Source organism: Paraburkholderia sp. GV068 (assembly GCF_003058125.1).
In the GTDB taxonomy this organism is placed as follows: Bacteria; Pseudomonadota; Gammaproteobacteria; order Burkholderiales; family Burkholderiaceae; genus Paraburkholderia; species Paraburkholderia graminis.
In genome coordinates this window covers 25,983-48,724 of sequence record NZ_QBUB01000018.1, presented here as the reverse complement: position 1 = coordinate 48,724, position 22,742 = coordinate 25,983, and the positions used below count along the sequence as shown (strand labels likewise).

Annotated in this window: 20 protein-coding genes and 2 pseudogenes; 4 read left to right on the top strand and 18 right to left on the bottom strand. The window is 58.3% G+C overall.

Going from position 1 to position 22,742, the window contains the following annotated elements:
* Nucleotides 1-7 precede the first annotated feature (7 nt).
* The 3 genes from C8K18_RS28100 to C8K18_RS28090 are packed head-to-tail and all read right to left on the bottom strand — an operon-like array spanning nucleotide 8 to nucleotide 2,451.
* Nucleotides 8-1,780, bottom strand: a complete 1,773-nt coding sequence (locus tag C8K18_RS28100) for a recombinase family protein (RefSeq protein ID WP_207909696.1) — start codon at nucleotides 1,778-1,780, stop codon at nucleotides 8-10.
* Between the two features lie 28 nt (nucleotides 1,781-1,808).
* Nucleotides 1,809-1,991 (bottom strand): IS66 family insertion sequence element accessory protein TnpB, encoded by a 183-nt coding sequence (tnpB, locus tag C8K18_RS28095; protein WP_107710564.1) that lies wholly within the window; start codon nucleotides 1,989-1,991, stop codon nucleotides 1,809-1,811.
* Nucleotides 1,972-2,451, bottom strand: coding sequence for a transposase (locus C8K18_RS28090; RefSeq protein ID WP_107710563.1), 480 nt, complete (start codon nucleotides 2,449-2,451; stop codon nucleotides 1,972-1,974). Before C8K18_RS28090 ends, tnpB begins: the two co-directional genes overlap by 20 nt.
* Nucleotides 2,452-2,531: 80 nt before the next feature.
* Here C8K18_RS28090 and C8K18_RS28085 point away from each other — a divergent pair.
* Both C8K18_RS28085 and C8K18_RS28080 read left to right on the top strand, forming a co-directional pair.
* A pseudogene (locus tag C8K18_RS28085) lies at nucleotides 2,532-3,260 on the top strand (IS3 family transposase); the annotation flags it as partial.
* A 221-nt stretch (nucleotides 3,261-3,481) separates the two neighbouring features.
* A pseudogene (locus C8K18_RS28080) lies at nucleotides 3,482-3,954 on the top strand (IS3 family transposase); the annotation flags it as partial.
* A 32-nt stretch (nucleotides 3,955-3,986) separates the two neighbouring features.
* Here the strand turns inward: C8K18_RS28080 and C8K18_RS28075 are convergent.
* From C8K18_RS28075 to C8K18_RS28010, 13 genes are all read right to left on the bottom strand, one after another.
* The gene (locus C8K18_RS28075) at nucleotides 3,987-4,520 is read right to left on the bottom strand and encodes a phenylacetic acid degradation protein PaaY (protein ID WP_107710562.1); all 534 of its coding nucleotides are present in this window, start codon (nucleotides 4,518-4,520) and stop codon (nucleotides 3,987-3,989) included.
* 38 nt (nucleotides 4,521-4,558) lie between these two features.
* On the bottom strand, nucleotides 4,559-6,214 hold the full coding sequence (locus C8K18_RS28070; RefSeq protein ID WP_107710616.1) for an MFS transporter: 1,656 nt from the start codon (nucleotides 6,212-6,214) through the stop codon (nucleotides 4,559-4,561).
* 183 nt (nucleotides 6,215-6,397) lie between these two features.
* On the bottom strand, nucleotides 6,398-6,997 hold the full coding sequence (locus C8K18_RS34180) for a chorismate lyase (RefSeq protein WP_107710561.1): 600 nt from the start codon (nucleotides 6,995-6,997) through the stop codon (nucleotides 6,398-6,400).
* Between the two features lie 58 nt (nucleotides 6,998-7,055).
* Complete coding sequence (gabD, locus tag C8K18_RS28060; protein ID WP_107710560.1) at nucleotides 7,056-8,537, bottom strand: NADP-dependent succinate-semialdehyde dehydrogenase; 1,482 nt, start codon at nucleotides 8,535-8,537, stop codon at nucleotides 7,056-7,058.
* A 25-nt stretch (nucleotides 8,538-8,562) separates the two neighbouring features.
* Entirely contained in the window at nucleotides 8,563-10,143 is a 1,581-nt protein-coding gene (locus C8K18_RS28055) for a class I adenylate-forming enzyme family protein (protein ID WP_107710559.1), read from the bottom strand.
* 79 nt (nucleotides 10,144-10,222) lie between these two features.
* The gene (locus C8K18_RS28050; RefSeq protein ID WP_107710558.1) at nucleotides 10,223-10,975 is read right to left on the bottom strand and encodes an SDR family NAD(P)-dependent oxidoreductase; all 753 of its coding nucleotides are present in this window, start codon (nucleotides 10,973-10,975) and stop codon (nucleotides 10,223-10,225) included.
* Nucleotides 10,976-13,402 (bottom strand): xanthine dehydrogenase family protein molybdopterin-binding subunit, encoded by a 2,427-nt coding sequence (locus tag C8K18_RS28045; protein ID WP_107710557.1) that lies wholly within the window; start codon nucleotides 13,400-13,402, stop codon nucleotides 10,976-10,978. It lies immediately after the preceding gene.
* Nucleotides 13,395-14,156: an N-acyl homoserine lactonase family protein gene (locus C8K18_RS28040; protein WP_107710556.1), complete on the bottom strand. Its 762-nt coding sequence runs from the start codon at nucleotides 14,154-14,156 to the stop codon at nucleotides 13,395-13,397. The genes C8K18_RS28045 and C8K18_RS28040 overlap by 8 nt, the downstream gene beginning before the upstream one ends.
* Entirely contained in the window at nucleotides 14,153-14,689 is a 537-nt protein-coding gene (locus tag C8K18_RS28035; RefSeq protein WP_107710555.1) for a (2Fe-2S)-binding protein, read from the bottom strand. Before C8K18_RS28035 ends, C8K18_RS28040 begins: the two co-directional genes overlap by 4 nt.
* On the bottom strand, nucleotides 14,686-15,564 hold the full coding sequence (locus tag C8K18_RS28030) for a xanthine dehydrogenase family protein subunit M (RefSeq protein ID WP_107710554.1): 879 nt from the start codon (nucleotides 15,562-15,564) through the stop codon (nucleotides 14,686-14,688). Before C8K18_RS28030 ends, C8K18_RS28035 begins: the two co-directional genes overlap by 4 nt.
* A gap of 11 nt (nucleotides 15,565-15,575) precedes the next feature.
* On the bottom strand, nucleotides 15,576-17,168 hold the full coding sequence (locus C8K18_RS33525; protein ID WP_207909695.1) for an enoyl-CoA hydratase-related protein: 1,593 nt from the start codon (nucleotides 17,166-17,168) through the stop codon (nucleotides 15,576-15,578).
* A 50-nt stretch (nucleotides 17,169-17,218) separates the two neighbouring features.
* Nucleotides 17,219-17,656: a thioesterase family protein gene (locus tag C8K18_RS28015; RefSeq protein ID WP_107710553.1), complete on the bottom strand. Its 438-nt coding sequence runs from the start codon at nucleotides 17,654-17,656 to the stop codon at nucleotides 17,219-17,221.
* Nucleotides 17,653-18,804 (bottom strand): iron-containing alcohol dehydrogenase, encoded by a 1,152-nt coding sequence (locus tag C8K18_RS28010; protein ID WP_107710552.1) that lies wholly within the window; start codon nucleotides 18,802-18,804, stop codon nucleotides 17,653-17,655. Before C8K18_RS28010 ends, C8K18_RS28015 begins: the two co-directional genes overlap by 4 nt.
* Nucleotides 18,805-19,259: 455 nt before the next feature.
* Here C8K18_RS28010 and C8K18_RS28005 point away from each other — a divergent pair, with 455 nt between their 5' ends.
* The gene (locus C8K18_RS28005; protein ID WP_132384628.1) at nucleotides 19,260-19,589 is read left to right on the top strand and encodes a hypothetical protein; all 330 of its coding nucleotides are present in this window, start codon (nucleotides 19,260-19,262) and stop codon (nucleotides 19,587-19,589) included.
* 233 nt (nucleotides 19,590-19,822) lie between these two features.
* Here C8K18_RS28005 and C8K18_RS28000 read toward each other — a convergent pair whose 3' ends face one another.
* Entirely contained in the window at nucleotides 19,823-20,830 is a 1,008-nt protein-coding gene (locus C8K18_RS28000) for a helix-turn-helix domain-containing protein (RefSeq protein WP_107710550.1), read from the bottom strand.
* Between the two features lie 53 nt (nucleotides 20,831-20,883).
* The gene (locus C8K18_RS27995; RefSeq protein WP_107710549.1) at nucleotides 20,884-21,882 is read right to left on the bottom strand and encodes an XdhC family protein; all 999 of its coding nucleotides are present in this window, start codon (nucleotides 21,880-21,882) and stop codon (nucleotides 20,884-20,886) included.
* Between C8K18_RS27995 and C8K18_RS27990 the strand changes: the two genes are divergently transcribed.
* Entirely contained in the window at nucleotides 21,881-22,621 is a 741-nt protein-coding gene (locus C8K18_RS27990; protein WP_308810923.1) for a helix-turn-helix domain-containing protein, read from the top strand. The genes C8K18_RS27995 and C8K18_RS27990 overlap by 2 nt on opposite strands.
* Nucleotides 22,622-22,742: the final 121 nt, after the last annotated feature.

The following is a 22,742-nucleotide window of genomic DNA, read 5'->3' as shown; positions in this document are numbered from 1 at the left end:
TCTCCCGTTAGAATCCTGGTAGTCTCAACGTCTTCTCGTCTTGCAGCGCCTCGAAGTTCCGTGGCCTTCTCTCAATCACACTCCGCACGCCTATCTGCACGGCGTCAGAACCCAGCGACGCCACCGGTATCTGCCATGGGGCACACGGCATGAGCTGTGAGGCGGGCAATATCCCTTCATCAATGAGACGATGAACGGAGCCAACGCAGATCTGCAGGCGCCGTGCAGTTTCCTCGACGCTAATCAATTCGCCGTCGTTGGATGCTGGATCGAAGGCTGCTATTCCCAGCCTCTCGCGCAGCTCGCGTACCCTGACGGTCGTCCACGTCTTGCCGTCGGAGGATTTACAGCGCATCCGGTTCATTGTCACGGCCAGGTCGCGATCTGGCCATTTGCCACCGAGTTTACGCATGACTTCCACCGACCCGTATTGCGTCTGGGCTTCGGTGTCCGGGTAGCGGCCACCGCGTATCCGAGCGATGCGGACCTCAGTGTGTCGCCCTCCGGTCCAATGGATTGCAAGCACCGCTTCATTGGACGAGTCGTCCAGATCGATCACCACTTCCTGGATCAGAACCCGTACTATCCGTTGCTTGGTTCTCGGGGTTGCGCCTGATGCATTCCATGCAGTCGGCAAGTCGTGTGCGAGTGACATCAGTCGCTCCCGGTCGATTCCCGGATTGGCAAGGAGCTTCTTGTCAAGATGTTCGATGCGATTCTGGAGTTCAGCGACGCGCTCAAGTGCGGCGTTCCATCGCGCCTCCAACTCACGTGCGACCAGCCGCTTGCCAGGATCGACTGCCTCGTAGCGACGCTCTGCCAAAGACGCTTCATAACTCGCTTCCTCCGCTTCGCGCGTCAATGCTTTTCGTACCTCATCATCCGCGTGGGACCGCGTTTCACTCGCTCTTATTGCTGCGTCTACTGCATATGTCGAAACCGCTTCCAGCAGTTGCGTCGCTATGGCCTTGTCGACACGTACGCCGCCGATGCCGATACAAAGTCCGGCGCCGACGTGACTGTCGTCGCCCCGGCACTGGTAGCGGTGCGCTTGCCCCGATCTCATCCCGTAGAAGACCCGCATTATTCGGCCGCATCGACCACATCTTACAAGGCCGCCCAACAATGCGCGGCCACCCCGCGCAGATTTGCGAGACATTCGCTTTTGCATATGCGCATTCTCGGCAATCATCCGCTGGTTTTCCTCGAATTCATTCCATGTGATATAGCCTGGATGGTGATCTTTCAGCAAGACGTTCCACGACTGCATGGGCTTACTGCGGGCACTACCTTTTCTCGCTCTCCCATCAACAACATGAGTCTCAGAACTTTTCCTGCCAAACACATAAGCTCCAGCGTAGACCGGGTGCTGCAATAGCTTGATTACGTTGTGATAGGCAGGCAACTGCCACGCAATCCGGTTGCCAACCGCGCTCTGCCTCAGAACGGGCAATTGGAGCTTCTCCAGCTTGGCCCACAGGAACACCTGACGGGCGCTTCCCAGTTCTCGAAACCGACGGAACACGAGGCGGATTGTTTCCGTGACACGCTCATCCGGGTCCAGTTCAATTTTCCCCAACTCATTCCAGCAGTATCCGGGTGGCAACGAGAATTGAAGTTCCCCTCGTGCAGCTTTCGCATCGCGTGCAGCAATTCCACGCTCACGTAACAGACTCAGCTCATACTCCGACATTGATCCTTTCAGGCCCAGTAAAAGGCGATCATTCGTCAGCCGCGGATCGTGTGCGCCGTCGGGATCAATAATTAACGTACCAGTCAAGGCACACAGGTCGACAAGGTGATGCCAGTCACGGCCGTTGCGCGCAAGTCGCGATGCCCCGGCGCTGATTGCTGAATACGTACACGGCCTGCTCGAATGGACCGAGCTTCATCGACTGCTCGACTATGGCTGCAAGACCGTTGATGCTCTTACGGAAGTCAACGGCGTCCCGGTGCACATAGACCTTCAGCTCATCGCTTAGCCGGAACATCACACCGTCCCAGTGTTTCGATCATCACTGATAGAAGCGCTGCGTCGTTCTTGCCGCATTCGAGCTTAAGCGTGATGCCGTTGGGCATCTGCGCCGTCAGCGTCGACGCGGCCGCTGCATTTGCTGGCGAACTAGCGGTCGCGGCCAACGATGAAGACCTGACGGAATTGTGCTCGACGAGCGCCTGTTCACTGCTAACCATAACGACCGGCACGAATGCCGACTCTGCGGTCGACGACTGCGTCGAATCCTCAGAGAGCCGTTGCTGATGCAGCTTGATCCATTTGCGCAGGAGATTCGCATTAACGCCGTGCTGCAGTGCGAGTCCTGCGACTGATGCTCCCGGCTCCAGGCAAGCCTCGACGAGTCGGCGTTTGGTATGCCGATCGAATCGACGCTTACCGTGTATGCCAACGCTGACGACCTTCAGGCCCGACGTTTCTGAGTGTTGTTCTATCATAAGGTGTCCACTGAAAATCAGTGGACATAGCCTGCACGCTCAGATCGCTGAGTGCTAGACGCCCATTTCTGCGGGCTTACTATGCGAGCCTGAAGGAACGTATCCGTGCGCTCTTTGAGCAGCACAAGGGCCGCTGTGGGTATCGTCGAATCACGGCTGCCATTCGGTGCCAGGGCGACAGAATCAACCACAAGAGGATACAGCGTCTCATGGGCGAGCTGTCCCTGAAGTTATGCATTCGACCAAAGAAGTACAAGTCGTTCAAAGGGAACGTCGGCAAGATAGCTCCCAACGTACTGAAGCGGAAATTTGGTGCGTCGCGCCCCAACCAGAAGTGGGTGACGGACGTGACTGAGTTTAACGTCGGCGGCCAGAAGCTCTATCTTTCTCCGGTTCTCGATCTTTACAACGGCGAAATCATCGCCTACGAGATGGCACGACGTCCGCTATTCGACATGGTCAACACGATGCTGAATAAGGCCTTCGCGAAGCTTGGGCCACGTGACAAGCCGATATTGCATTCCGATCAAGGCTGGCAGTACCAGATGCCTGTTTATAGCCGTCGGCTAAAACAGCAGAGAATCAGACAGAGCATGTCGCGTAAAGGAAATTGCCTCGATAACGCCACGATGGAGAGCTTCTTCGGAACGCTCAAGTCTGAGTTCTTCTACCTGAACAGATTTCGCAACCTCGACGAGCTGCAAGCCGGCATCAAAGACTACATCCACTATTACAACCATGATCGAAACAAGCTAAGATTACGAGGACTTAGCCCAGTCCAATACAGAATGAAATATAAGCAGCACTAACGTCAATGTGTCCAACATTCGGGGGTCGGTTCAAAAAATCAGTGGACATAGCCTGCACGCTCAGATCGCTGAGTGCTAGACGCCCATTTCTGCGCGCTTACATTCATGTACTCATACGAAGACCGCCGTCGAGCGGTACGGCTTTATATGAAGTTGGGAAAGCGCATCCGGGCGACCATCAGACAGCTGGGTTAGGGAGATAGTTCGACTACGCCCTGCCTCTTACTCCACTCCGGATCCCGGCCGGCAAGGTGTATCTGTCGCCGGTGATCGACTGCTTCGACGGTCTCGTTGTGAGCTGATCGATCGGCACGCGACCAGATGCTGAACTCGTCAATACCATGCTGGATTCGGCCATCGAGTCGGTGGCTGATAGTGGTGAGCGGCCAGTGGTCCACTCCGATCGCGGTGCGCATTATCGCTGGCCGGAATGGCTGTCCCGGATAAAGGATGCCGGGCTCGTTCGCTCCATGTCACGCAAAGGATGCTCGCCCGAAATGCAGCCTGTGAGGGTTTCTTCGGGCGGCTCAAGACGGAACTGTTTTATCCTCGTCACTGGCGGGCGACGACCGTTGATCACTTCATTGAGGTCCTCGATTCTCATATCCGCTGGTACAACACAACGCGAATCAAGATATCGCTCGGTTCTCTCAACCCTGTCGAATACCGGGAAAGTCTCGGAATCGCGACATAAACAGTCCAACATTCTAGCCGCCCCCCCTCTCCCTAGCGCCCATTCTTCACTTCGCGCAAAGTGGAAAGACATGCAACAGCAAGCTCCTGATATTTACGGGTTGCCTCCACCTTTCCGCGCAGTTCGCCATCCTCCAACTGACGGACGACCCGTGCCGGAATGCCCGCAACAAGGCAATCAGGGGGTACTTCCCAGCCAACTTTCACAAATGCGCAGGCAGCTACGATCGACGACTCCCCGATAACAGCGTCGTCCATGATGACGGCATTGATACCAATCAAGGTGTTGCGTCGCAGGAAAGCACCGTGAACGACGGCCCCATGCCCGATATGGGAGGCCGGCGCAAGCTCACAGCGGCGGCCATGTCCAACATGCAATGTGCAGCTATCCTGCACGTTGCTGCCTTTCCCGATAACAATCGTACCGAAGTCACCGCGGATCGACGCGAACGGCCCGATGTAGCAGCCCGCGTCTATCCGCACGTCACCAATAACCGACGCCAGCGGATGAACAAACGCGGTGGAATCGATGTTAGGTACCTTTCCCTGAAATTCGTAGATCGGCATGCTGCACCTAAGCCTGAAGCGGCCCCTGTGTGTTAAGACTAGCCTGCGCTAATATCGACACCACGTGTCTCGCGAACGAAGATCAATCCGATCACGAACGAGGCTACCGCAATTACGATTGGATACCACAGTCCGGAGTAGATGTTGCCTTGTGCGGCGACGATAGCGAATGCCGACGCTGGCAGAAAACCTCCAAACCATCCGTTTCCGATGTGGTATGGCAAAGACATCGAGGTGTAACGGATGCGCGTTGGAAAATACTCGACGAGCATCGCCGCAATCGGGCCATACACCATGGTTCCGTAAATCATGAGGATGGCGAGAAGGAGGATGGCCATCGGCTTGTTCATGAGGGACGGGTCTGCCTTGAGCGGATATCCAGCACGCAGGAGGTTCGACTTCAGTCCGCTATCAAATTTCGCACCTAGGGCCGTTGCGTCGGCAGCTTTTGCGTCGTACGCCGAGATCGTCACCGATCCGACGGTCACCGACGCTGTCGAGCCGGCTGGGGCTGCCTCATTTTGATAGTTCAGACCCGCCTTCGACAGCGCGCCCTTCGCGATATCGCACGAACTCGTGAAGCTCGCCGTTCCGACCGGATTGAACTGGAACGAACATTCAGACGGGGCGGCCCTCACTACGATGGGCGCGCTGCGCTGCGCACTTTCAAGTGCGGGATTGATGTAGTGTGTCAGTCCCTGGAAGAGAGGAAAGTAGGTAGCAGCCGCGAGAACAAAGCCCGCAAGGATGATTGGTTTACGGCCAATCCGGTCTGACAATGAACCAAAGAGCAGATAGAACGGCGTTGAAATGACCAGCGCAATCGCGAGAATCACGTTCGCTATCGGACCGTCCAGCTTGAGCGTCTGGGTGAGGAAGAAGAGCGTGTAGAACTGTCCCGTGTACCAGACCACTGCTTGCCCCGCCGTCAGACCAAACAGCACAACCAGGACGAGCTTGAGGTTCTTCCATTGCCCGAAGGCTTCAGCGACAGGTGCTTTGGACGCCTTTCCCTCTGCCTTCATCTTTTCAAAAGCGGGAGACTCGTGGAGCTTGAGGCGAATCCACACCGAGATCGCGAGCAGAACTATCGAGAGCAGGAAGGGAACGCGCCATCCCCAGTCTGCAAAAGCACCCTCACCGGTCCCGGTTCTGACGCCGAGAATCACGATGAGAGACAGAAACAGACCGAGCGTGGCCGTCATCTGAATCCATGCAGTCCACGCGCCCCGCTTATCGCTGGGAGCGTGCTCCGCAACGTAGGTCGCGGCACCGCCATATTCACCGCCAAGTGCGAGCCCCTGAAGCATGCGCATGGCGATGAACAGGACAGGGGACGCTATCCCGATCGTCGCAAAACCTGGCAGCAGTCCAATAAAAAACGTCGACGTGCCCATCAGCAGGATGGTGACGAGGAACGTGTATTTGCGTCCCACCAGGTCGCCAAGGCGGCCAAAGACAACAGCACCAAACGGCCGGACCGCAAAGCCGGCCGCAAAGCTCAAAAGAGTGAAGATGAACCCTGCGGTCGGATTTACTCCCGCGAATATGTTTCGGCTGATGAACACGGCCAGAGAGCCGGCCAGAAAGAAGTCGTACCATTCAAAGACTGTCCCAAGGGACGACGCAAATACGACAAGCCGCTCGTCCTGTGACATTCGCACAGCGGGTAATGCCTGATTCGTGACTGACATGTCCATCTCCTCCAACCTGAAGTACGCCCGTTATAGTGACTTGCATTAGCAGACTATACGAAGTAAACGACGGTCTTTCAAGAATATAAAAACCCACGTTTTCACCTACCTAACTTAATTTTAATGAACCACTCCAAAATCTAAAAGCACGGGGGCTTGAGAGCGGGTTACTTGTATAACATGTCACTTCTGGCCAATTATCGACCATAACGCTGGCAGGAAGATCTCTGTCAAAGCAAGCGACGCCTGCCCTCGGCGAAATTCCGAAACCCGCGCCAAGGCCCGGCCACATTGGGGGGCATCGTCGACGTATTGGCGCTCAATAAATGGGGTAGCAGCCAGGAGAAAAGACGCGTAAGCGAACCTGGAACGGCTGATTGCCGGGTCGCTATAAGGGAGGCTGCCAAGCGGACGCGCGGCAAGTGTGCGAAGAGATTTCCAACTGGCGCGACTATCGCGCGCCGACACGATACTGCGGGCCGCAACCACAGCCGCTGCATCTACAGTGAGCGCTATGTCGCGCACCCACACGGAAGACCCCTGCCCGACCGGTCTGTAGGCGCTTCGGCGCGCAGCAATATGCTCGCTTCGTGGTCTCGTCTCGCTGTCTCGCCGGCAGACAACACCCTCGAAATTGACCTGTACCTCAACCTTGCCCAGTGTTTGTAGCGCGCGAGTAAGAGAACCGCCGCGACGCAGCCACTGCGTACATATTCTAGGCGCAGAAGCTGGCGGCTCGGACCGCCAACGTCCCCCGCGCGGTACTGCCGTAATTGGTCGCATTGTTTCGTTCGGACGGAAGGACACGCGCCTGACAATCCGGCGCGTCTCAACTCAGTGATCAGGCGATACCGCCCATACAGAGATACTTCATTTCCATATAGTCCTCAATACCGTACTTCGATCCCTCTCGACCGAGGCCACTCTCTTTTACGCCGCCGAACGGCGCGACTTCCGTCGAAATGAGGCCTTCATTGATGCCGACGATGCCGTATTCCAATGCCTCGGCTACCTTCCAGATGCGCCCGATATCACGTCCGTAGAAATATGATGCGAGGCCGAATTCAGTATCGTTCGCGAGCGCGATGGCTTCTTCATCCGTCCGGAACCGGAAGATCGGCGCCACCGGACCAAATGTCTCTTCGCGGAAAATCTGCATATCAGGCGTCGCATCAGCAAGAACGGTAGGCTCATAGAAGTTGCCCCCTTTCGAGTGGTGCCGTCCGCCGACCACTACTCTTGCTCCTTTGGCCACGGCGTCCGTCACATGCTCGTGGACTTTGGCGACCGCGTTGTCATCGATGAGCGGCCCAATCAAGGTCGTCTGCTCCAGACCGTCGCCGACACTCAGCTTTTCCACTTCTGCGACCAGCTTCTGGACAAACTTTTCGTAGACGCCGTCCTGGACTAACAGGCGATTCGCGCAAACACAGGTCTGGCCAGCGTTGCGGTACTTCGAGGCGACCGCTCCTTTGACGGCAGCGTCCAGGTCAGCATCGTCGAACACGATGAACGGTGCATTACCACCCAGTTCCATAGAAGCTTTCTTGACCGTGGCAGCGCATTGCGCCAGCAGCACCTTGCCGATTTCCGTCGAGCCGGTAAACGACAGTTTGCGGACCGTCGGGTTGGAAGTCAGCTCTCCACCGATGGCGGATGCCGTACCCGTAACGCAGGAAATGACACCCTTCGGCACACCTGCGCGCTCAGCGAGCACACATAGTGCAAGCGCCGAAAACGGCGTCTGGCTAGCCGGTTTCAATACCATCGTGCAACCGGTGGCGAGCGCCGGGCCGATCTTGCGCGTCAGCATGGCGGCAGGGAAATTCCACGGCGTAATCGCCGCACACACGCCAATCGGTTGCTTGAGAACGATAATGCGCTTGTCTCGGCCATGGCTCGGAATAGTGTCACCGTAGACGCGCTTGGCCTCCTCCGCAAACCACTCGAGGAACGAGGACGCATAGGCGATCTCGCCACGGCTTTCGGTCAGCGGTTTGCCCTGCTCGGCCGTCATGATTACAGCGAGGTCCTCTTTGTTTTCGAGCATGAGATCATGCCAGCGACGAAGAATCGCAGCGCGCTCTTTCCCAGTGTGCGCGCTCCAGTCTTTGAGTGCTTCATTTGCTGCAGAGATGGCACGCCGTGTTTCGTCCGCGCCCATCAGCGGGACCGTGCCGAGCGACTGTCCGTTCGCTGGATTTGTCACTTCGATTGTCGCGCCGCTGTCAGCGTCAAGCCATTCGCCGCCGATGAGACACCTGTTTCTGACGAGACCGATATCCTTAATCGGTACGGAGACCGCGAAACTGTTGTTTGCCATGGATTTTCCCATCCTATGAATCAGATTAACCAGATGCCTGAGTCGTGGGCGTAATCGCAACCACTTCAAGAGCCTCACGCAACTTGTAGCGCATCACCTTGCCGGAGCCTGTGCGCGGAATTTCATCAACGATGTGCACCGCTTGCGGCACCTTATACGCCGACAATTGCGTCCTGCAGTGCGCAAGCAACGCCTCGACGTCCACCGTTTCGCCCTCCCGCTGGACGACAAAAACGACTGGCACTTCTCCAAGGTGCTCATGCGGCGACCCTGTGACCGCACAGTCCAGCACCCCGTCAAACACCGAAATGAGCTGTTCAATTTCCGCAGGCGCAATGTTCTGTCCGCCACGGATAATCACTTCCTTCAATCGGCCGGTAATCGTGATGTAGCCAGACGCGTCAAAGCGCGCAAGATCTCCGGTGTGGTACCACCCGTTCCGAAGTGCAGCATCGGTCTCGGCAGGTTTGTTCAGATAACCCTTCATCACGTTCGGCCCCCGAACCAGCAACTCGCCCTCCTCACCCACGTCAACGTCGCGCATGGCTACTGGTTCAACAATGCGGGTTGCCACCCCTGGTAGTGGCAGACCACATGAACCGTAGGGACGAGAACCCGTCGGCCAGTTCATGGTCACCATGGTCGACGTCTCCGTTATTCCGTAGCCATCCAGAAGCTTCACGCCAAACCGCTCCTCAAATGCCCGATTGGTAGCCGCTGGCAGAATCGCCCCGGCTGACACGCAGAGACGGATGCCGGGAAGCACGTTTGCGGTGCTGGTCTGCGCCCCCTCCAGCAGGTAGTGAAACATGGTCGGCACGCCGGGCATTACGGAAAAGCCGCCGTTCGCGAGGAGCTTTGGAATTTCCCTGGATGAATATCGGTCCATCAGATATTCCGATGCCCCCACCGCCAGTACGCTAAGCACTGCAAAATTAAGAGCGTAAGAATGATAAAGCGGCAGGCAGTTCAATACGCGATCGTTTTGATTCAGGCTGGCGATTGGCGCCCAACAGGACGCGGTAACCCACAGCATGCTACGGATTGAGAGCAGCACGCCCTTCGCCTTTCCTGTAGTGCCGGAGGTATAGACCACAAACGCGGGCAGATCGAGTGTGTCTGCGTCCACAGGGTTACCGTGCGCCCTTTCTTCAACTACTTTTCTGTACTCAGTGCCAACTACAGGCGCTGAGCTCCACTGTACCGTGACGTATTCCTTGAGCGACGGGATACCATCACCAAGCTTTCTGATTTCAAGCTCTCTGGAATCGCTCGTGACGACAGCCACGCATGATGCGTCCGTCAGCCTGTACTCGATTTCAGGAATGGTGGCCTCGTGACTGACCGGTACGGCGATGCCGCCCGCCCGCACGATAGCCAGACAGCTTACAACCCATTCAACCGAATTGGGCAGCAGGACGGCTACGCGATCTCCCGGCTCTACGCCTGAGGCCTGAAAATGCACCGCAAGTCGGGCGGTGACTTCCTCGAGCTGCCGGTACGTCAGGGACGACCTTTCGTCCTCGAATGAGATTTTATCGGGCCGTTCCTCGGCGTGCCGCTTGAGTAGTTCGTGAACCGGTACGATGAGCTCTGTTTGAATCATGGCTGTCTCCTAAGCGATGTAGCCAACGACGATGTCGCAAGGCAAGCATCCCTGTCCTGATGGGTTGGTGCTGCGGACTTCAGACCATGCTGAAGCCGCCGCTGATGCTAATCACCTGGCCAGTAATCCAACTGCCCTTGTCGGACGCAAGAAGCACAGCCATTGGTGCCACATCGCCCGGCTGCCCCAGCCGACGCAATGGGTACAGCCTGGTGAGCTTTTCGCGGTTAGCTTCGAGAAATTCGGGGTCGTGCGCCGTCTCGATCAGACCCAGCGCGAGCGCATTGGCGGTCGTTCCCGAACGGGTTTCACGCGCAATCGATTTCATCAAGGCGATATTGGCGGCACGCGCTGCAGCACCAATAGCCAGCCCTGACTCGCCGACACGCGAAGAGTCGCCCATGATGCTGATAATCCGGCCACTGCCTTTCTGGGCTTCCAGATGGGGCAGCGCCGCGTGGGTGCAGTTCAAGGTGCCGTACAGGCACACGTCGATCTGCCTGCGCCATTCCTCAGGCGTGCTGTCGGCAAACCGCTTGCGAATGACAAGGCCGGCGTTGTTCACGAGGATGTTGAGACCGCCGAACGTCTCAAGGGTCTGCGCCACCATCGCGTCTACTGCGCGGCGGTCGGAGATGTCACAGCCAATGGCTAGAGCCTTACCGCCCGCAGCTCTGATTTCTGCAACAACCGATTCGGCCCCCTGCCGGGAACCGTGATAATTCACTACCACGCTCGCGCCTTCGGCAGCGAGCCCAAGCGCGATTTCTCTTCCGACGTCGCGAGCGCCACCTGTGATGAGCGCAACCTTCCCGTGCAGTTCAAACTTCATTTAATTCTCCTCTTTGCGTTTAAGCGATCCTGACTGGATAAGCTGGAAAATGCGCTCCGGCGTGACGGGCAGTTCGCTAATCTCAATGCCTAGCGGCGAAAGGGCGTCGGCCACTGCGTTGGCAATCGCCGCTGGGGAACCGATGGTTCCGCCCTCGCCCATTCCGCGGAACCCGCCGAGCGTATTCGGCGCTTGAGTATCTAGATGGACCATCTCCAGCTCTGGAACCTCTGGCGCGGACGGCAGCAGGTAGTCCACCATGCTCGCGGTAAGCAACTGACCGTCTGCGTCGTACACGACCTCCTCGAGCAGCGCCGCGCCGACTCCCTGCGCAAGCGCGCCCCGCGTCTGGCCTGCGACAATGAGAGGATTGATGATTCGCCCGCAGTCTTCGGCGATGACGTATCGCTGGATGTGCACTGCGAACGTTTGCGGGTCGACCTCAACCTGCACGAGGTGCGTGGCCGAACTGGTTGTGCCGACGACCGGGTCGTACACGCGCGTGACACACATTTCTTCACGTACATCGGCCGGGACCCGTCCCATCTGCGAGTACAGCGCACGGGCAAGCTCCGGAAAAGTGATCCGTCCGTCCCCTGCCTGCACACGAATCGTACTGTCGACGCATTCGAGATACTCGACAGGGCTATCGAGTAAGTGAGCAGCGACCCGCAGCATGCGCTCGCGAAGCTCGCGCGCGGCCAGTATCCCCGCGCCGCTGCTGATGACTGCAGTGCGGCTGGCATAGCTACCCGTGCCGTGTGGCACGGTCGAGCTGTTGCCCGTAATAACGCGAAGGTCTTCGAGGCGTGCGCCGAGCTCATCGGCGAGCACTTGCCCAAGTGTGGTTTCATGGCCCTGGCCATGAGAGGCACAACCAAACGAAGCAGTGATGGAGCCCGTCGAATCGAGCTGGATGACGCACGTGTCAGTTCCCGTGTTGATAGGCATGCCGGGAGATGCTGAGATGCGCGATCCGATTCCAGAGAGTTCCGCATAACAGGCGACGCCAATGCCGATCCATCGACCTTCAGCACGCGCCCTCCTCTGCGCCTCGCGGGCAGCATTGTAGTCAAAACGCTCCATCGCGCCTTCGAGACCGCCCATGAAAGCAGACCTGTCCCACACTATGCCGACCGGCGTACGGTAAGGAAACTCTTCATCCCGAACCAGGTTGCGATGGCGAATTTCAGCCGGGTCAAGACCCAGCTGTCTGGCAGCCATGTCCATGAGGCGCTCCATCGCGAAGGTGGAAGTCGGTCTGCCAACACCGCGATAAGGCCCGGTAGGCGCCTTCGGCGTGGTGACGCCCCTGACATGGGCGTGATATGCGGGCACGCGATAAGGGCCCGGCAGAAAGCTGATGACCTGTACCGGCTCGATCCCGCAAGTCCAAGGGTAAATGGAATAGGCGCCCACATCCCCAACGACGTCGGCACGCAGACCCAGGATCTTGCCCTGAGCGTCGAGCGACAGCTCCGCAGCCACCAGTTCATCAAATGCCTGACTGGTGGAGAGCAGATCCTCGAGGCGGTCGCCCGTCCATTTCACAGTTTTGCCGATTTTCCTCGCTAGCACGCATACCAGCATCTCCTCCTGGTACAGCGACGTTTTACCGCCAAACCCTCCACCGACGTCGGGTGCTATTGCTGTAAGCCGGTTGCCCGGCATGTCAAGCAGATCGGCCAGGGCGTCACGGATGATGCCCGGCACCTGACTGGAGGTGTATAACGTCAATGAGTCTCGTCCAGCATCGACTTCTGCCAGATAGCAACGCGGCTCCATTGCAGCTGACGTTTTCCGGTGAAAACGGAACCGGCCCTTAACCAGAACAGGAGGATTAGTAAACGCCTGTTCGATCTCACCGCGAACAAAGCTGCGTTCGACAAGGACATTGCTTGCGAATCCCTCGTGCAGCAGCGGAGCGTCCGCCAATGCGGCGAGCTCCGCATCTGTGCAGACCGGTAGAGGTTCGTATTCCACCTCGATAGCGTCCCGGGCGTCCTCCGCGAGATAGCGGCTCTCAGCCAGGATCGCAACGACAGGCTCACCAACGAAATGCACTTTCCCATTCGCGAGGGCATGGATTGGCGTCGGCTGATAGCCGCTCATACGGGATACAGCGATCGCGGGCTTGATAAGCCCCTCAATGTCCTGCCACGTGTAGACCCCGTAGACCCCCCGCAACGCCTTGGCGGCGTCCGCGCGGACCGCCACGATTCGTGCGTGCGGCTGGTCACTGCGCAGGATAGCCATATGCAAGGCATGACCACTCGGACGGTCATCGACGTATCGACCCAGTCCCGTCAGGAGTCGGGCGTCTTCAACACGGCGAACCGCTTGCCCGACCAACTTGTCGCGGGTCTCTTCGCGCACATCCGGATTCGGCGCAACGGGATGGCCCAACGGATCGTTTTGCTCACTCATATCGGTCTTCCCCCTTGCGCACTTCCTCCCATTGCTCCGGGTCGTGCCCAAATAAGACCTTTGCTCCTGTCGCGGCAATACGCTGAACCTCGCGCAGTGAAGCCATCGCCAGATCAGGGTTCCACGTGTTGCGCGGCATGACCTCGCGGTCGAGATTGGGCCTCATGGCGACTGCATCTCCGGCGAGCAGGAAACTGCCATCCCGGCTCAAGGTCGCCACCGCACCAAGGCTCCCCGGTGTGTGTCCGGGCAGAGGTACCAGGACTAACCTCCCGTCGCCGAAGACGTCATGCTCAGCGTCAATGGCTTCGGTCGGCATGGGATGCTCCCAGTCGGCCGGGATATACCCCTTCTGGACGGCGTCTGGACCCTGAGCGGCCTCCAGTTCCTTGTAGTGACAGAAGAACGTGGCGCGCTTGAAAAACCCGTTGCACCCACAATGGTCGGAGTGCAGGTGCGAGTTGACCACGACGTCAATGTTATCCGGCGCCAATCCTAGCGTTGCCAATTGTGAAACAACGTTGTCCTCGGGGCCGCTCAAAGGCATCATTGCCTTCGCCATCGCACCCCATCGGCCAGTCGCATCTACCGCGGTATCCGGATGGCATCCGGTATCGAAAAGGACGTTGCCCTGTGCATGACGCAACAGAATGCAGGAAACCGGCAAATCGATTGCCTCGGTGCGCTCCGCTTCCGGTAGATAAACGCTCCTGCGCATACGCAGTCGACCACCGTTGAGAATGTGCATTTTCATGGTGTATCGTCCTTGCTGATTTTCTGGCTTCCTGCAGCATCACGAAGTGCGTTTCGTCCGGTCACGCAGACGCGAACCGCCTCAACGATGCCTTGATAGCCCGTACAGCGACAGAGATTCCCCGAGAGAACGTCCCTGATCTCTTCATCGCTATCGAGCGGATATTTTTGCAGCGCATCTTCACAGCTGGCCAGCATGCCTGGCGTACAGAAACCGCACTGCAAGCCGTGATGCTCCCGAAAAGCTTCCTGCAAAGGACTGAGGGCTTCGACGGTGCCCATACTCTCGACCGTGCGGACTTCACAACCATTTGCACGGATCGCGAGCATCAGACACGACCGCACGCTGTCGCCGTCAACCATCACCGTGCATGCACCGCAAACCCCGTGTTCGCAGCCAACGTGGGTTCCCGTGAGCCCAAGCGTGCGTCGCAGATAATCGGACAGTAGAAGACGTGGTTCGACATGATCCTCGTGGACCTTCCCATTGACCAGGACCCACAGGGGTTTGAGGGGGATTTCAGAATCACTCATTGAGCTACTCCAGCGGCGCGCTGCCACGCTTTGCGCGTTACACGCTCCATCAATACGCCGGCAAGATGACGGCGGAATTCAGGCGAAGCATGCAGATCGGTATTCGGTTGCAGCGAATCGCAGGCTGCATGGACGGCGTCGGCGATCACCTCGTCGGAGAGCGCTTTCCCGGTCAGTACTGCTTCGGCTTCGGGACGGCGCATCGGCGTATCACCGACACCCATCATCGCGACGCGGGCCTGGTGGATCTCACCGCCCTGCACATCAAGTAACACGCCAACAGCTGCAAGCGCGAAGTCGCCTGCGCGCCGCGCAAACTCCTGGAAGCACCATCCCATGCCAGCGGGCAATCCCGGGAGCTCGACACGGACAACAATTTCGTCATCATCCAACGCAGTCGTCAGCGGCGCGACAAAGAATTCGGATGCCGGTATTTGCCGTTCCCCCCGAACCGAACGGGCAACGATCACGGCGTCGAGAAGACGGCTCAGCATCGGCAACTCTGCCGCGGGATCAGCGTGCGACAGACTTCCGCCAATGGTGCCTCGGTTCCGGATCGCGAGATGGGCAACGTGGTGCATCGTTTCCGGAATGACAGGAAAACGGCTTGCAACCAACGCCGAAGTTTCAAGAACTCGATGCCGCGTCAGAGCGCCGATCGTGAGTCCGCCGTCTCCGCGTTCGCGGACGTACTCGAGTTCTAGCAGCCTGCTGATATCGATGATGAGCGCCGGCCGGACGACCCTGAAGTTCAACATTGGAGTCAAACTCTGCCCGCCTGCCATCAGCTTGGCATCATCGACGTTAGCTGCAAGCACCTCAACAGCTTCGTCGATGGTGTCGGGACAACAGTAGTCAAAAGGAGCAGGTTTCATAGTGATCCCGTCTAGCGGCCCTGAAACTTTGGCGAACGCTTTTCACCGAACGCGGCGCGTCCTTCGCGGTAGTCGTCGCTTGCCGCCGCCGCCGCAATCAGTGCCTCGGACCTGTCCAGATCGAGAGCGCCCGTCCCCATCGCCATTCCGTTGAGAAGATACTTGGCGCCTGCCATGCTCAGCGGCGCATTGCCCGCGAGCGATGTGGCGAAAGCACGGGCTTCAGCCATCGGATCGCTTTTGGCAACCTGCTGCTTCGCGCCAATCAGGCGCTCCCAAAAAGATTGGCGAGAAGCCACCGCGCCAAGGCCGGCGACCTGATCTACAAAACCGATTCCCAGCGCGTGAGCGGCGTCAAACCGCTGGCCGCCGTACAGAATCTTCTTTGCTTCGGAGAGCCCAACCAGCGACAGAAGTTTGCGCGTTCCCTTCACGCCGTAAATGATTGACAGACGCGTCGCGGGTATCCCCATCATTGCGTCCTGGGCCGCGAAACGGAAATCGCAGGACATGGCCAGATGGGCTCCCCCGCCGAGGCAGTAGCCCCGCAGTACTGCGACCGTTGGCTTTGAGATGTTTGCAATGGCGTCGCAACAGGCGTCAACGGCGACTTCATACGTCGTCGCGTGTGCGACGTCAGCGCGGACCTTTTCGAATTCGGCGATGTCGGCCCCGGCACAAAAGTCTGCGCCTGCGCCAGTTAGAATCACCGCGCGCACTTCCGGGTTGCGGTCGAGTGCGGCCATGATCGACGGCATCGCAAGCCACATCCCGTAAGTCATGGCATTGCGGCTGTCAGGACGGTTCAGCGTGACGACGGCGACCTGATCTGAAATCCAGACCTTGATCTTTTCGGAAGTCAAGACATCCATCACCGCAGCCTGCGCTTCGGCGGCCGGCACTGGTGACACCGGTCTTGGTACCGGCGCAGGCTGCGCAGGGACGTCCCGCGTCGCCGCAGCACGCTCGGGCATGGTTGGCGCTGGCGCCGCCTCCAGCGTCGACGCTTTCCCGTTGGCTGCAGCAGGGGCAACAGCGGCTGCAAACGCATGTCCTGGGGCCTCCATGGTCGCGACTTCGGCTACTGGGGCCGAGAGTTCCTGCATGAAAGCGTGCATGCCAGCCGGTTGTGCGGCACGGACCGAAGCGGAGTCTGACGAGCGGCCATCCACCTGCTTACGGAACAGTTCAAAGAAGTCATCAGCTGATTTACGTGCCGCCGCATCAATCATGCGGGAGCCGAGTTGCGCCAGCTTGCCGCCCACGTTTGCCTTCACTCCGTAGCGCAGGAGTGTCACCGCCGGCTCAAGAGCGTCAAGCGACACTTCAATATCGGCGCGCGCGAAGCCCGCTGCACCGCCTGAACCTTCCCCGGTCAACGTATAGCTACGCGGCGGGGCAATATTCGAGAGGCTGACTTTGCCAGCGAATCGCGCTTTGATCGGCCCGACCTTTGATACGACGGTTGCTGTGAACTCATTTGCAGCTGTGCTTTCGAGGGATTCGCACCCTGGAATACTCGCTTGCAGGACCGCGGGATCATTCAGCGCTTCCCATATGACTTCGCGCGCAGCCTCCAGCCTCGCTTCGCCGACCATTTCCATTGTTGACTCCTCCGTCTCACTGTGTGTTTTGCGCCTGCGATGAACTGGGCTTATGCGGCTACCGATTCCAGAACAGCACGCACCGCATCCGGAACAGGCACGGAGCGATTGTTTGCGCGCTCCACATAGACATGCACAAACTGGCCGACCGCGCAGGCCTCGTCGGACTCGTTGCGGAACAGAGCAATTTCGTATCGAACGCTTGAGTTGCCAAGGTGTACTACCCTTAAGCCAACGTGGACGGTGTCTGGAAACGCCACTGAAGAGAAAAACGTACATTTCGTTTCGATAACGAGGCCAACGATTTTGTTGTTCGCGATATCGAGAACGCCTTGCTCGATCAGATGGCGGTTCACAGCGGTGTCAAAGAACGCGTAATAGACAACGTTGTTTACGTGACCGTACACGTCGTTATCCCCCCAGCGAGTCGGCAATATCGTGAAGTGACGGTATGCTTCCCGCCGCGTCGGTCTGGCCTTTTCGCTCACAGGACCTCCTCGTAGACCGACTTTGCGTCTTCGATGGCTATTTCTCTCGGGTTATTCACGAGGAGCCGCGTCTGACGCATCGCATCTTCGGCCAGTGCGGGAATGTCGGCGGTCGCGATGCCTACGTCCCGAAGACGGGTCGGCAAGGCCAATTCTGCCGGCAATACCGCAAGACGCTCGACGAGCGCCTGAGCCTTTTGGGCCTGGGTTCCCTGGACATTCGCTATCACCAAAGGAGCCAGCTCTGCGTAAAGCGACTCAGCAGCTTCAAGGTTGAAGCGCATGACCGCTGGCAGAACAAGAGAATTCGACAAGCCGTGTGGCACGTGAAAACGAGCGCCGATCGGATATGCAAGCGCGTGAACGCCAGCAACCGGAGCATTGGCGAACGCCAGCCCTGCGAGCAGCGCCCCCAACAGCATTCCCTGACGCGCTTCGCAGTTTGTTCCGTTTGAGCAGGCTTCGTGAATATTCAAACTGAGCAGGTGCAGAGCCTCTCGGGCCAGGCAATCTGACATGGGATTTTTCAAACGCTTGCTCGTGTATGCCTCAATCGCATGGACCATCGCATCAATGCCCGTCGCTGCCGTCACAGCAGCAGGAAGACCCAGCGTCAGCTCGGCGTCCAGCACGGCGATGTCAGGCAAAAGAACGGGAGACACCACGCCTTTCTTCTCGCCCGCGCCTGTCGTGACTATGGAAATAGGCGTCACCTCCGACCCTGTGCCGGCGGTTGTCGGCACCAGAATGAGTGGCAACCGGGGACCTTTCGCGACGCCGACGCCATAGATCTCGTCGAGTTGCTCCGTCCCGTGTGCCAGAAGCGCAACAAGCTTGGCTACGTCCATCGAGCTTCCGCCGCCGAGCCCGATTACGCCGTCAGCACCTGATCGGACCGCGACGTCTGTTGCAGCAAGAATCACGTGTGCGGGCGGATCCGCCTGCACGTCCGAGTAGACAGTTACCGCTATCTCCTCGCTCGCAAAGCTGCGCAGCGCGGACTTGATCAAGCCGTTGTCGACCACCCCTTTATCCGTCACCAGAAAAATGTTCCGGCACCCCAAGCGCTTCACAAGTTCGCCTAAGCGACCGGAAGCGCCGGTCTCGACGACGGTGGAACGGGTCGATTGGAATTCAAAGCTAATCACGATGTCTCCCTGGCTGTGCGACCGTCTCCAATTCTCCCCGACTGTCGCCTTGTAACTTGCGTAACTAGACTATAGTGAGCCGAGACTCACTTTGCAAGCGGGTTTTCCCTCTCGTGGGAGCCAGAGAACATGCCAGACCTTTCGATTGTCGATCCGTCCGTTTAAATGATCCTCCCTTCGAAACACCTGTGCAGACGGGCATTAGCGCAGGGAGTGGCGTCGGAGCAACGGCTTTCGGTAAGCCCTGGCAACGCACTGCTCCTGATCACGCAAAGGTAACTTGCACTAGTCGTTACAATCGTGACACCATGGAGACGCTCGCGTTCTGACGTCTGCGAGCGAGAATGGAGGGAACCCTGCCAAAAAGGCCAGAATGATTGGTTCGACAAGACGGGGCGGCGGGCCGGAAAGATATGGCCCTGGCGCTTTACCTACTCGTCTAGATGGAGACCCTTGTGAAGATCGTTATCAACAGGGAAGTGGGCACATTTAGCTTGAGTGACGAGGCCGCGCGTCGCTATCTGCGGATGAGCGGGCGAGGCGAGATAGACAGTGAGTCCAGCGCGACATTATCGCGTCAATTCGTCCATCAATATGCGCGCCGCAGCGACCCAGTCCTGGTCGAAGTGGTAGAGAAGATGGGACCCTCGGCAAGCGGAGGCGATGCTTGCCTCGAAGTCGTGGACGTGCCGGCCACTGGTTGGCACCTTCTCGACGTGTGCGGCATTGAGTGCGTCGTACCCGACGTTGACGCACACGGTACCTCGACGTCGCAAGTCCGCTAGCAGCAGCCCATATCATCTGTGGATTGATATCTTTCGCCCGGTGTGCGCGCAGCTGCGGAGAGCTGCAATCCACCGGCTGATTGACGGCGGGGAGGAATAGCAATATTTGCCCCCAGGACATCGTGTCCGGCGTCGACCACCTTGTTTCGGGAGTGCTCGCCGGCGTCGAAGCGAAGTAAAGCCGTTCAATCGTCGGCCGCTCTGGGCAAGACGCGCCAGATAAGCCACCCTTGTTATGCGGCATCAAGTTCAGGCGGAAGCATATATCGCAGGACATAGCCCATTTCTCGCGCATCCAGCTCGTTTCCACACTCGTCACAGACCACAACTGCGTGGAAGTCGTGGTCGCATTCCCGATGCCGAAGCTTGAGGGGCGGCTTACCGCCGGAGAGCCACTTATCGCCCCAGTGCATCATGATGAGCATCGGACCGTACAGCGCTCGCCCCATCTCCGTGAGGCGATACTCGTAGCGCTTCGGGCCTTCCTGATAAAGAGTCTTGTTCGCGATCCCCTGCTCCACCAGGCGCTGCAACCGGTCAGCAAGTATGTTGGTAGCGATGCCCAACCGCGTCTGGAATTCGTCGAAACGTCGAACCCCGTAAAAGAACTCGCGGATAACCAGAAAGCTCCAACGATCTCCAATGATCTGAAGAGTTCGGGCTACAGAGCACGGCCGTACCCGCTCAAGCACGGTAGGGTCGGACGCACGGCGCGAGCGCTTGCGATCTCCATTCCGCGCTGATTCACCCGCGCCGACACCATCGCGATAGTGCACCTGTCGTGGATTGATCTCGCCGTGGCAATGTGAACATGCCACCCGTGGATGGCATTCACATCCGCAGGATTTGTGAATGAGCTTTAACGGGGGGAGCGCGTCGCCGCTTAGCCACTGATCCCCGAAGGCGAGGAGTCCAATCATGGTCGCGTAAAGGTCGCGTCCCTTGTCCGTCAGGCGGTACTCATGACGAGCCCCGCCCGTAGAAGGAACCAGTTTTCGCAACAATCCTAGGCCGGTGAATTTCTTCAGTCGCTCTACAAGCGTGGTCCGTGGAACCTGCAGGAGGCTCTGGAACTGCTCAAACCGTCGTACGCCAAAAAAACACTCGCGCAAAACGAGAAATCCCCACGGGTCCGAAAGGATTTCAACAGTGCGCGCAACGGACGAGTAGCGCTCAACGGAAGCGAAACGGGCGTCAGAGGCGCGGTGACTGTCAGCTTCAAGTGTTGCGGGCTTTGCCATAAAAACCTATCGATTCCTTCTGTATGCCGACCAGCGCAATCCGATATTTTAGTTCACGCTGCGTGGATCGATTGAGCCGGACTTTCCCGCATCTCGTGTCCCTGCACAACGGGTACGGAATGCCGCATCGCTGTCATCTCCGCGAGAATGGATACCGCAATCTCCGGGGGCGTTTGTGCGCCGATGTGAAGCCCGATTGGCCCTCGAAGCCTTGCGACGTGGTCGTCGCGCAGATCAAACAGGCGTAGCCGCGCACGCCGCTTCGAATTGTTCGCCGGGGAGCCGAGGGCTCCGACGTAAAACGCGCTGGAGTTCAGCGCCTCGATGAGCGCCAGATAATCCAACTTTGGGTCGTGTGTGAGTGTAACAACGGCGGTGTGGCGATCCAGTCCAATGCGAATCAACAGATCGTCCGGCATCTCTCGGGTTATCTGCGTATGCGGAACGGGCCACTCGGACGCGTATTTTTCCCGCGGGTCGCACACGATGACGTCGTACCCAAGGGGCACCGCCATACGCGCGACGTACTCTGATAACTGACCCGCCCCTACGATTATCAGACGGTATTGAGGCCCGTGAACTGTTCGTAAGCTTTGCCCGTCGAATTGGACGTCCTGAGACTTGTTGCACTCATGGACATCGGCGCGCCCGCTGCTCATATCCAACGTGCGCTCGACAACAGTACCACGCCCGGTCAACTCCAATAGTCGCTCAAGACCGGAAGCAGGCCCGACAGGTTCGACGATCAGTTTCAATGTGCCGCCCCAAGGAAGACCGAAGCGATGCGCCTCATCAGCCGATACGCCACACGTCACCTCGCAAGGCAACAATTTCGGTAATTCGCCCGATTTGACCCGAAGAATCAGATCGTCCTCGATGCAGCCGCCTGATACCGACCCCTTCAGGATACCGTCGCCTCGAATGAGAACTATCGACCCGACCGGTCGTGGTGCTGAACCCCAGGTCCGGATCACAGTTCCTAACGCCACGGTCTCCCCCGTCCGGTGCCACTTGACCGCCACACTCAGGACCTCCCTATCCCTACTGTCCATGATCTCCTCGCCAAGACCTCCGCATCTGCAGTATAGTCTATTTATGCAAGTCATAGGACAGGCGATGAAAACGACTTCCTCAGCTGGGCGGACATGCGCGGCCAGCCCAGAACTAGCGGGCGATCGAGCGGTCATTTTGTCCCCGACGGACAGAGATGGACAGGATTTTTTCCTCCGAACTGTTGGAAGTCGTGTGCGGGCGCTGCGAGCGCGGCATGCGCTTACCAGGAGGGCCCTCGCGGAGCATGCCGGCGTATCTGAGCGTTATCTGGCGAAGCTGGAAGGAAGTTCAGGCAACGCGTCTATCCTTGTACTGCGCAAACTTGCCGTTGCGCTTCATTGCGAGCCGGTTGATCTTCCTGCTCCCGCCGATGCGGCCGGCCACGAGGAATGGGCTGAGCTTCGAGCTTTGCTTAGCGGCAAGAATAGCGAAGAACTTCGCGCGTTCCGTCAAGCTCTCGAAGACCTCACGAGCAAATCTGAGGAGAAGGACCAGGATCGCACTGAGCGAATCGCTTTAGTGGGCCTTCGAGGTGCCGGCAAATCCACATTGGGACGCATGCTTGCTGAAGACAGGAAATGTTCCTTTGTCGAGCTCAGCCGTCTGGTGGCAGAAATAGCCGGGTGCCCGGTTCCGGAAATATCCGACACGCCTGGTCCTTGGCAGGCTGCCACTACTTCCGCTTTGAATTCGTCGGGGTATCGCCGCCGTTTGCGGCGACCCAAGAGGGCATCCTGATCAATAGTGTTCACTTGTCCACCTATTCGTTAAGTGGACACGATGCTCCCAAGGCTGCTACGTCGATTCAAGAGGCCATCACCGGGCGTACATGGACGCCCCCGGTTTGCCAAGCTCTCAG